General features: G+C 65.3%; 11 protein-coding genes. 4 read left to right on the top strand and 7 right to left on the bottom strand.

What is annotated here, in order from left to right; translation table 11 throughout:
- The first annotated feature begins 204 nt into the window (after nt 1–204).
- Entirely contained in the window at nt 205–798 is a 594-nt protein-coding gene (locus QQL87_RS37145) for a hypothetical protein (RefSeq protein ID WP_284424084.1), read from the top strand.
- A gap of 81 nt (nt 799–879) precedes the next feature.
- Here the strand turns inward: QQL87_RS37145 and QQL87_RS37140 are convergent, their stop codons facing one another.
- The 3 genes from QQL87_RS37140 to QQL87_RS37130 form a co-directional block, all read right to left on the bottom strand.
- Nucleotides 880–2,184, bottom strand: a complete 1,305-nt coding sequence (locus tag QQL87_RS37140; protein ID WP_284424083.1) for an NAD(P)H-dependent oxidoreductase — start codon at nt 2,182–2,184, stop codon at nt 880–882.
- A gap of 126 nt (nt 2,185–2,310) precedes the next feature.
- Nucleotides 2,311–3,111: a phytanoyl-CoA dioxygenase family protein gene (locus tag QQL87_RS37135; protein WP_284424082.1), complete on the bottom strand. Its 801-nt coding sequence runs from the start codon at nt 3,109–3,111 to the stop codon at nt 2,311–2,313.
- A gap of 66 nt (nt 3,112–3,177) precedes the next feature.
- Nucleotides 3,178–4,434: a M20/M25/M40 family metallo-hydrolase gene (locus QQL87_RS37130; RefSeq protein ID WP_284424081.1), complete on the bottom strand. Its 1,257-nt coding sequence runs from the start codon at nt 4,432–4,434 to the stop codon at nt 3,178–3,180.
- Nucleotides 4,435–4,577: 143 nt separating this feature from the next.
- Here QQL87_RS37130 and QQL87_RS37125 point away from each other — a divergent pair, with 143 nt between their 5' ends.
- Complete coding sequence (locus tag QQL87_RS37125; protein WP_284424080.1) at nt 4,578–5,120, top strand: methylated-DNA--[protein]-cysteine S-methyltransferase; 543 nt, start codon at nt 4,578–4,580, stop codon at nt 5,118–5,120.
- 97 nt (nt 5,121–5,217) lie between these two features.
- Nucleotides 5,218–5,550, top strand: a complete 333-nt coding sequence (locus QQL87_RS37120; protein ID WP_284424079.1) for a DHCW motif cupin fold protein — start codon at nt 5,218–5,220, stop codon at nt 5,548–5,550.
- Between the two features lie 10 nt (nt 5,551–5,560).
- Here the strand turns inward: QQL87_RS37120 and QQL87_RS37115 are convergent, their stop codons facing one another.
- From QQL87_RS37115 to QQL87_RS37100, 4 genes are all read right to left on the bottom strand, one after another.
- Entirely contained in the window at nt 5,561–6,427 is an 867-nt protein-coding gene (locus tag QQL87_RS37115; protein ID WP_284424078.1) for an MBL fold metallo-hydrolase, read from the bottom strand.
- A 19-nt stretch (nt 6,428–6,446) separates the two neighbouring features.
- Nucleotides 6,447–7,061, bottom strand: a complete 615-nt coding sequence (locus QQL87_RS37110; protein ID WP_284424077.1) for a glutathione S-transferase family protein — start codon at nt 7,059–7,061, stop codon at nt 6,447–6,449.
- Between the two features lie 124 nt (nt 7,062–7,185).
- Nucleotides 7,186–8,028: a fumarylacetoacetate hydrolase family protein gene (locus tag QQL87_RS37105; protein ID WP_284424076.1), complete on the bottom strand. Its 843-nt coding sequence runs from the start codon at nt 8,026–8,028 to the stop codon at nt 7,186–7,188.
- Between the two features lie 77 nt (nt 8,029–8,105).
- A complete protein-coding gene (locus QQL87_RS37100; RefSeq protein WP_284424075.1) occupies nt 8,106–8,969 on the bottom strand; it encodes an MBL fold metallo-hydrolase in 864 nt (287 codons plus the stop codon).
- A 118-nt stretch (nt 8,970–9,087) separates the two neighbouring features.
- Between QQL87_RS37100 and QQL87_RS37095 the strand changes: the two genes are divergently transcribed.
- Complete coding sequence (locus tag QQL87_RS37095) at nt 9,088–9,543, top strand: DUF3775 domain-containing protein (protein ID WP_284424074.1); 456 nt, start codon at nt 9,088–9,090, stop codon at nt 9,541–9,543.
- Nucleotides 9,544–9,648: the final 105 nt, after the last annotated feature.

Here is a 9,648-nt window from a genome sequence, read left to right as displayed (position 1 = left end):
CCCTCTTCACATCCCAAAACAACAACGCCGCGCTGAAACCTCAGCGCGGCGTTGTTGTTTGTACTCCTGCGTTCGTTCGCCCGACGACACCAGCTGCACAACCGTGTGATCGGACCCGCAAACGGGGTTCAGACACGGTTCATTCCCAACAACGTACGCAATGCTGCGCTGTCTGTCGTCGACACCGTCCCACAGGAGATTCTCATGCGCATGCTTGTCCGGACCACTCTCGCCGCGCTGGCCATTGCGGGCTCAGGCGTCGCGATGACGTCCATTGCAACGCTTCCGGCGCTCGCGCAGGCCGCCAAGGATTCGCCGGCGCAGCCGCCGGGCCCCAGCGTCAGCCAGCCGCCGCAGCTCAAGCAGATCGCGCTCACCGACAAGCAGATCGAGAACGTGCTGGCCTCGCAGAAGGACATGGACGCGATCACCGACAAGCTGCCGGAGAATTCGCCTCCGGACCAGAAGGTGGTCACGCAGCTCGACGGCGTCGCCAAGAAATACGGCTTTGCCAGCTATGACGATTTCAACGTCGTTGTCGACAACATCAGCCTGGTGATGGGCGGCATCGATCCGAAGACGAAAAAATATGTCGGACCCGAAGCTGTGATCAAGGACCAGATCGAGCAGGTCCAGGCCGACAAGAAGATGAAGCCCGACGACAAGAAGCAGGTCCTCAACGATCTCAACGCCGCGCTGAAGGCCAAGCCGCCGGAGGTCGAGAACAAGGGCAACATCGATCTCGTCGTCAAATATTACGACAAGCTCGCCGCCGCGTTCGGCGAGGATGACAACTAGGATCCGTCCCCACTCCCAAGACGCAAAAGCCCTGACCTCCGGTCGGGGCTTTTTTGTTTCTGCAGGTCTTCGCCGCCATGGTCAGCGTGAGAACGCGGCCTCCATCGTCTTGCGGACCTTGACTGTTTCGTCCGTTACGTCGAATGCGACATCGCTCCAGCGCACGACGGCGCCGCGGGCCACGTCATTGACGAGCTTCACGCGATGCGCCAATCCGATCGGCAGCGCGCCGACCTGCAGACTCGTCGCCGCCGGCAGCACCTTGCCCCACACCGTGTAGCCGCCTTCGCCGTCGAGCATCTCGCCGGTGCGCAGATGCTTTTTGGCGATGGCGACGACATCCCCGCGAAATCCGAGCGGCTGTCCTGTGGGCTCGCGCCGCAGCGCCGCCGACAGCACCGAGATGTTCAGTTCGAGTCCGATCAAATGATACGGCTTGTACATCGCGGCATAACGCCCGCTCGCATCGGTCTTCAGGCCATATTGCCGGAAACAATCCGCGGCGTAGTCGTTCGGCGCCTCCAGCACGACATAGACGCCCCAGCGCAGATCGCGAAACACCGGCCGGCCGTCGCGCTCCAGCGACGACACCACCTCGACCATGCCCGATCGCTCCAGCATGCCGCCGCGGTCGCGCGGGCGCAGCACATGCGGCAGATCGTCGACGCCACAGGGCGGAAACAGCAGGCCGTCGCCGGGCACATCGAGACCGGTGGCATTCGCAATCGCGGCCATCTCGATCGCCGACTTGGTGCCGTCCAGGAAGGAATTGAACATCTGCGGGTTCATGCCGGCGGACTGCGCCTCGGCCGCCGTCAATCCGTAGTGCTGCCAGACGCCGTCAGGCGTCACGTCGTGATAGGCCGGCAAAAATTTCGTGCCCTTGCCGGCAGCGACGACGTGGAAGCCGGTCGTGCGCGCCCAGTCGACGAGCTCCGCCGTCAGCGCCGGCTGATCGCCATAGGCGAGCGAGTAGACCACGCCGGCCTTGCGCGCCTCCTCGGCGAGCAGCGGACCAGCCAGCACGTCGGCTTCGACGTTCACCATCACGATGTGCTTGCCGGCCTTGATCGCCGCGCGGGCGTGGCGAATGCCGGCGGCCGGGCTGCCGGTGGCTTCGACGACGACGTCGATGTTGTCAGCAAACGCCTTCGCACCATCGGCACTGAACGCCGTGCGTTCAATCAGCTCGGCGCTCCAGCCGACCGTGCGGCACGCGTCGCGCGCGCGCTCAGGATCGAGATCGATGATGACGGGCACCTCGAGGCCCGGCACATGCGGCACCTGCGCCAGGAACATCGAGCCGAACTTGCCGGCGCCGATCAGCGCGACGCGGACAGGCTTGCCGGACGCAGTGCGCGCTTGGAGGAGGGAATGGAGGTTCATTGGCAGCCCTGTCAGTTGCCGTCATTCCGGGGCGTGCGGAGCACGAGCCCGGAATCCATACTCACGATGGTGGTTATGGACTCCGGGGTCATCGCTCCGCGATGCCCCGGAATGACGGAGAAAGTGTCATTCCGCCGCCTCGCGATGCGCCCGCGCGAGCCGGAGCAATGCGTCATCAGGCAATGTCGCAATCGGCGTGAAGTCGCGATGCGCGATGTAGTCCGGCCGCGTCGGCGTGCGGATGTAGTTCGAGACGGCGTTGAGCGTGAGGTACACGATCTTGCGCGGGTAGGGCGTGATGTTGCCGGCCGAGCCATGCACGAGATTGCCGTGGAACATCAGCATGCCGCCGGGCTTGCCGGTCGGCGCGACGATGCCGCCTTCGGCGACCAGCCGTGTCACCGTCGCCTCATCCAGCGTCCACAGCGGATAGGATGTCGTCGCGAGGTCGTGCGACGCTTCGAGGTCGCCGGCGTGCTGGCTGCGCGGCACCAGCATCAGGGGACCGTTGATCGGCATCACCTCGTCGAGAAAGATCGCGATGTTCATCGCGCGCGGCTCCGGCATGCCGTCGTCGCGCTTCCAGGTGCCGTAATCCTGGTGCCATTGCCAGACATCGCCGGTGAAGGCCGATTTGGCGTTGATCTTGAACTGATGCATGTAGAGCTTCTCGCCGAAGATCTGCTCGATCGGATCGATCATGCGTGGATGCGCTGACAGCACGCGGAATGCGTCGTTGTAGAGATGCGCGGCAAAGGCGGTGCGCGGCGCGCCGCTCTTCTCGCGCCAGACCTCGGGCCTGTCGGCGGCATAGATCGCCTCGGCCTCGCGCGCGAGAAAGGCGGTCTCCTCGGGGCTGAACAGCTCGGGCAGGAACAGCCAGCCCTCGCGGTCGAAGAATGCAATCTGCTCCGGCGTCAGCTTCATGGCGCTCTCCTTGGTTCCTCATCGAGGCGCCCGGTCTTTTCGCCGGGCTGCCTCTGCTTCCATAAGCTACATCTTCTTGCCCTGCTCGATCAGCATACGGGTCATCAAATACAGGCGAGGCACGATGGTGGTCTGGTCGATGTACTCGTTATGGGCGTGATAGTTGAAGCCGGCGATGCCGAAGCTTTCGACCACCACGGCCTTGCCGCTGCGATTGGCGAAGCCGGCGTCGGTGGCGCCGCCGGTCATGTCGACCAGCGCCAGCGGCCGCTCCATCTCGGCGTAGATCGCCTGCGCCTCCTTGCCCAGCGCGCGGCCGCGCTCCGAGGCGACGAAGGGCGGCCGTCCCGTCTCGATCGTGACCTTCACCTCGGTGTCGGGCACAAGGTGGGTCTTGACCTTTTCGTCCAGCGCCGCCTGCAGCTTCTCGACGCCATCGGCGACGGTGACGCGAACGTCGCCGCCGGCGCTGGCCTTTTCCGGGATCTGGTTGCGCACCGTGCCGGCAGTGGCTGTGGTCCAGTTGAGCTGCGTGCCCGGGATCGACTTCGCGATATCCCTGGTCTGCAGCAATTGGTGCGAGAGCTCGATCAGCGCGTTGCGGCCCCGATCGGGCGCAGCGCCGGCATGCGAGGCGCGGCCCGTCACCTGCATGGTGGCTGTCGCGGTGCCGCTGGCGCCCAGCAGCAGGCTGTCGACTGGCGCGGCCGGCTTTGCCGCGGTGGGCTCGCAGGACAGCACGACGTCGTGCTGGTCGGCGAGCTCGGCGATGAACTCGCCGGAGCCGATCGAGCCGACTTCTTCATCCGGGTTGAACGCCACCGTCAGCCTGGCGTAGTCGCGCCAGCCCATGTCCTTCAGGATCTGCAGGCTGTGCAGGATGACGGCGATGCCGCCCTTGTCGTCGGCGATGCCCGGTCCGTAGATCAGGTCGCCTTCGACATGGTAGGGCTCGGTCTTGAGGATGCCGGGCTGATACACCGTGTCCATATGCGCGATCAGCATCAGCTTGCGCCGGCCTGTCCCCTCGAACGTCCCGATCACCATGTCGGCGCCGACGCCGCGCGTGGTCTTGCGCCGCTCCGTCGTGGCGCCGAGCGCCTTCAGCCGGCCTTCGGTGAAGTCGGCCATCTTCTTCAGGCCTTCGACATCGCTCGATCCGGATTCGATCAGCACCATCTCGCGCAGACTATCGATCACCGCCGGCTTGGCCTGCTCGGCGGCCGTCTTGATTTTTTCGTCGGGCGCGGCGTGAGCCGCCGAGAGACCCGCTGCGGTGGCCAGCAGGACGAGGGCTGCGAGGCGGGAGGTGGAAGACGTCATCCGGGGTCCTTGTGTTCGCGGGCTCGCGCCGGGCCATGCCCGGCGCGCCTGTCGACATTGGCAGAATCCGGGTGGATCGCAACATTCTCCAAGCCTATTTTGCGGAGCAGATGATACGGGGCAGATCGACGACGGAGCCCGCCATGTCAGACCAAAACTATGCATTGTTCGAGACCGCGATCGGCACCTGCGCGATCGCCTGGGGACCGCGCGGCATCAACGCCGTGCAACTGCCGATGGGCGGCATTGCGCAGACGCGTACCCGGATGCAGCAGCGTTACCCCGGCATCGCCGAGGCTGAGCCGCCGCAGCATGTGCAGCGCGTCATGGCCCGCATCAAGGCGCTGCTGGCCGGGGAGCCGGATGATCTCGGCGACATCGATCTCGACCTCGACGGCGTCAGCGCGTTCCAGCGCGGCGTCTACGACATCGCGCGCCGGATCCCGCCGGGCCGGACCCTGACCTATGGTGACATTGCCAAACAGCTCGGTGGCGTCGAGCTGTCGCGAGAGGTCGGCCAGGCCCTCGGCCGCAACCCGTGCCCGATCGTGGTGCCGTGCCATCGCGTGCTCGCGGCCGGCAACAAGCCAGGCGGCTTCTCCGCCAATGGCGGCGTCGATACCAAGCTGAAGATGCTGGCGATCGAGGGGGCGGCGGTGAACTACACGCCCAGCCTGTTCGATTGACGAGTGGACCGGGACGTGGATTTGCTCGCCTGGGACCGAAGCTCCATGCGACGAGACGGAGGCGATCCGATCCCCGATCGCCGAGCAGAGCACACCGATGAAAATTCCGACCCTTCCCTTCACCGTGACCGACTGGTCCGCCGTTCCCGTCACCGAGCATCCGGGCGAGCACGGCAAGGCCACTTGGCGGACATTGATGATCGGCGACATCCGGGTGCGCCAGGTCGAGTACACGCCGGGCTATCTCGCCGATCATTGGTGCGACCGCGGCCATGTCCTGCTGGTGCTCGAAGGCGAGCTCGAGAGCCAGCTCAAGGACGGCCGCAAATTCACGCTGTCCGCCGGCATGAGCTATCAGGTCTCGGATTTCGGCGATGCCGCGCACCGGTCGTTCACCGCGACCGGCGCCAAGCTGTTCATCGTCGACTGAGAGCGCCGGGTTACAGGGTCTCGCAGGCGAAGCCATTGCCCCTGCGCCGGATGCGGCCGACCGAGGGCGAGGGGAAATGCGCCGTGCAGCACAGCGTCGGCGTGTCGCAATAGCGCTCCAGGAACGCGCGGCGCGTCACCCCGGCCTGAGCCGGATCGACGTCGAATCTCGGTGATAGTTCAGGATAGATGAGCTGCAGCGGCGTATGGATCAGGTCGCCGGAGAACACCGCATCGTCCTGGCCCTTGCCGAGGACGACCGCGACATGACCGGGCGTATGTCCCGGCGTCGGCAGCAGGCGGACGTGATCGCCGATCGCGAATTCATCCCTGACGATGTCGGCGCGCCGGGCCTCGACCACCGGCAGCACGCTGTCGGCGAAGGCGGGCACCTCGGCCTTGGCATTCTGCGCGACCCAGTAATCATATTCGCGCTGCGCAAAGACGTAGCGGGCCTTGGGAAAGGTCGGTACCCAGCGGCCGTTGTCGAGCCGGGTGTTCCAGCCGACGTGATCGGTGTGCAGATGCGTGCACATCACGACGTCGATGTCGTCGACCGACACGCCCGCGGTCGCCAGCGCCCGCATATAGGTGTCGTCGGTCTTCATGTTCCAAAGCGGTCGCGCCCGCGGCTTGTCGTTGCCGATGCAGCTGTCGATCAGGATGGTGTGATCAGGCGTCTTCACGACATAGGACTGGAAGCACAGGATCAGCGTGTCCTGGGCATCCAGCGCATTGCCGGCGCGCAGCGCGCTGCGCTCGGCATCCAGCATCGCCGGCGTCAGGTCCGGAAACATCTCGTGCGCCGGCAGGAAGGTGGTCTCCTGCTCGATGATGCGATGGATCGTGAGATCGGCGACCGAAAACGTCAGAGCCACGGCCTATCCTTCAAATTGATCAGGCCGCCGGCGGCAGCGAGATCTTCACCGACTCCCGCTCCAGCATCTTCTGATGGAACGCGTCGAGCGCCGGAAACGCCTTGCGCCAGCCGCAATCGGCAAAGCGGAAATCCGCATAGCCGAGCACGCAGACGAGCCCGATGGACACGATGTCGAACGGCCGCGTCAGCAGATCACTCTGCGCATTGAAGCGCGCCATGCCCATCCAGGCCCTGTTCCAATGGTCGTCGGACCACGCCTGCCAGCGCGTCCCCTCGGGCCGCACCATCGCCTCGTAGCGGCACAGCAGCATCGAATCGAGCATGCCCTGCAGCATCGAGTGCTCGCTCTTCACCTTCCAGCGCGACGGGCCGGAGGCGGGAATGAGCTTGTTGCCGCCGGCGAGCTCGTCGAGATATTCGACGATGACGTAGGAATCCAGGATCACGTCGCCATTGTCGAGGATCAGCACCGGCAGCTTCTTCAGCGGCGTGATCTTCGAATACTCCTCATTGGCCTGGCCGGGGATCACAGCGGCGGCCACGAACTCGATCTTGTCGATCAGGCCGAGCTCGATGGCGGCGATGCGCACCTTGCGGGCGAATGGCGAGGAGGGCGAGAAGGTGAGTTTCATCGTTGTTTCCTGACCGACGCAGATAATGAGCGTCATTGCGAGGAGCGTCAGCGACGAAGCAATCCAGGGCGGCACGCGTGGCCCTGGATTGCTTCGCTCCGCTCGCAATGACGGCTGAGCGAATTTAAGCCTCGATGATCTCCTGGCGCTGCTCGCCGAGGCGCTCGATGCCCAGCGTGACGACGTCGCCGACGTTGAGGAAGGTCGGCGGCTTCATGCCCATGCCGACGCCCGGAGGCGTGCCCGTGGTGACGATGTCACCGGGCAGCAGGGTCATGAACTGCGAGACGTAGGAGATGCACTTCGCCATCGTGAAGATCATCGTCGCGGTGGTGCCGGTCTGGCGGCGCTGGCCGTTGACGTCGAGCCACATCGACAGGTTCTGCACGTCCGGGATCTCGTCCTTGGTGACGAGCCACGGGCCCACCGGACCGAACGTGTCGTGCGACTTGCCCTTGGTCCACTGGCCCAGGCGCTCGATCTGGAAGTTGCGCTCGGAGACGTCGTTGCAGATCGTGTAGCCGGCGACGTGGTTCAGCGCATCGGCTTCCGAGACATATTTGGCGCGGGTGCCGATGATGGCGGCGATCTCGACCTCCCAGTCGAGCTTGGTCGAGCCGCGCGGCTTCTCGACCTGGTCATAGGGGCCGCACAGCGCGGTGTTGGCCTTGAGGAAGAAGATCGGCTCGGCCGGAATCGGATTGCCGGTCTCCTTGGCATGATCGGAGTAGTTGAGGCCGATCGCCACGAATTTCGAAATGCCGGTGACGGGCGCGCCGAACCGCGGCTTGCCGGACACGGCAGGCAGCGAGGCCGGATCGAGGGCGGCGAGCGTCTTCAGCGACTCCGGCGCATAGGCCGCGCCGTCGAGGTCCTTCACATGGGCCGACAGGTCGCGCAGCTGGCCGGATGCATCGACCAGGCCCGGCTTCTCCGCGCCCTTCTCGCCGTAGCGAACAAGCTTCATTGGTTTCTCTCCCTCAACTCTTTGGTATTCCAGGGCCCTGTCATGGAGCATGGCGGGGCGAAATTCAACCTCGCGGGCTATGCGCTGCCGCGGCCCGGCACTGCCTGAAAGCGGAAGGCGGCGCCGTCGCGGCTGATGTGGCCGGCGTCGAAATGGCCGCCGATCACCAGCGTGCCGGTGTCGGCGAAGCGGGAGAACAGTGCCTGCCGCGTGGCGGCGGCCTGCGCCGGATCGAAGTCGACGGTCGAGCTCCAATCGAGATGCGCCATCTGGCTGGGATGGTGCGCGACGTCGCCGCTGAGCAGTGCCTCCGCACCATCGGAGCGGACATGAAGGCTGACATGGCCCAGGCCGTGGCCCGGCGTCGGGATCAGCGTGATCTCGTCGCTGACGACGGCATCGCTGGCCACGAGCTCGGCGCGCCCGGCGTCGACGATCGGCTGCACGGAATCGGCGAAGGTCGCCGTCTCATCGGCGGCGCTGCTGTGGTCGCGCCAATGCTCATATTCCGTGCGGCCGAAGAGATAGCGCGCGTTGGGAAACGTCGGCACCCAGCGGTCGTCGACCAGCCGTGTATTCCAGCCGACATGGTCGACATGAAGATGGGTGCAGATCACCAGGTCGATGCTCTCGGGCGGAAAGCCCGCCGTGCTCATCGTCTCCAGGAACGGCATCGTCCGGTTGTTCCAGACGGGCACGCTGCGGCCCTGCTTGTCATTGCCGAGCCCGGTGTCGACCACGATACGCTTTGTCGGCGTCTCCAGCACCAGGGTATGGATCGACATCTTCAGCCGGCCTTCGGCGGTGGCGAAATCGGGCGTGAGCCAGGACTGCGCGCGGATCGCCTCCGGCGTGGCCTGCGGCAGGATGAAGCGGGTGCCGCCGATGGTCTCCAGCTCGACGAATTTGATGATCCTGACCCGGCCGACCGTCCAGTGCATGCGCGCTTCCCCGTTTTCGTTCTTGATGCCGGCGACGATGCCGCGTTGCGCGCGACTGCGCAATGGATCGACTCTCGGGACGCTGCGTTGTCGGGCCACAGTCCATGAGGAGACGGTCATGCCAGAGCTGACGATATCACCCGAGAAGGTCGCCTTCCTGATCGAGAAGGCGCGCGAGTTCGACGTCAAGGAGGAGGTCACCGATGCCGACTCCGGCTCGAATGGCGCCGATGACGACATGATCGACGTGCTGCAGGATGGCGGCGACGATCCGGTCGTCCGCGAGATCACCGGCTTCATCAACGCGATGTCCGAGGACGAGCAGGCCGACCTGGTCGCCCTGATGCGGCTCGGCCGCGGCGACGGCGACATCGACGAGTGGGACGACATCCGCCGCGAGGCCGCCGGCCAGCGCGACCGCGACACCGCGCGCTATCTGCTGGGCGAGCCGATGCTCGGCGATCTCTTGGCGGAGGGGCTCGACGCCTTCGGCATCGACTGGACTGGTGAGCGCACGACGGCGGATTCGTCGAGCCCGAGCGAGCGCGATCAGGATGAGGTCACGAAGCAGTAGACGATTGCCACGCGCAAATTGCTGATGAGTTCCTCGTCATGCCCGGGCTCGTCCCACGGCTGTCCGGTTTAGAATGAGTGGACAAGGCGCATGGCGTGGATTCTT

The sequence above is a fragment of the Bradyrhizobium sp. SSBR45G genome (genome assembly GCF_030159255.1).
GTDB lineage: Bacteria > Pseudomonadota > Alphaproteobacteria > Rhizobiales > Xanthobacteraceae > Bradyrhizobium.
This window is presented reverse-complemented; position numbering and strand designations above follow the sequence as displayed.

Coding starts and splice junctions, on each gene's coding strand:
- QQL87_RS37145 (WP_284424084.1), top strand. CDS start 205: ATGCGCATGCTTGTCCGGACCACTCTCGCCGCGCTGGCCATTGCGGGC.
- QQL87_RS37095 (WP_284424074.1), top strand. CDS start 9,088: ATGCCAGAGCTGACGATATCACCCGAGAAGGTCGCCTTCCTGATCGAG.
- QQL87_RS37130 (WP_284424081.1), bottom strand. CDS start 4,434: ATGACGTCTTCCACCTCCCGCCTCGCAGCCCTCGTCCTGCTGGCCACC.
- QQL87_RS37100 (WP_284424075.1), bottom strand. CDS start 8,969: ATGCACTGGACGGTCGGCCGGGTCAGGATCATCAAATTCGTCGAGCTG.
- QQL87_RS37125 (WP_284424080.1), top strand. CDS start 4,578: ATGTCAGACCAAAACTATGCATTGTTCGAGACCGCGATCGGCACCTGC.
- QQL87_RS37120 (WP_284424079.1), top strand. CDS start 5,218: ATGAAAATTCCGACCCTTCCCTTCACCGTGACCGACTGGTCCGCCGTT.
- QQL87_RS37140 (WP_284424083.1), bottom strand. CDS start 2,184: ATGAACCTCCATTCCCTCCTCCAAGCGCGCACTGCGTCCGGCAAGCCT.
- QQL87_RS37110 (WP_284424077.1), bottom strand. CDS start 7,061: ATGAAACTCACCTTCTCGCCCTCCTCGCCATTCGCCCGCAAGGTGCGC.
- QQL87_RS37105 (WP_284424076.1), bottom strand. CDS start 8,028: ATGAAGCTTGTTCGCTACGGCGAGAAGGGCGCGGAGAAGCCGGGCCTG.
- QQL87_RS37135 (WP_284424082.1), bottom strand. CDS start 3,111: ATGAAGCTGACGCCGGAGCAGATTGCATTCTTCGACCGCGAGGGCTGG.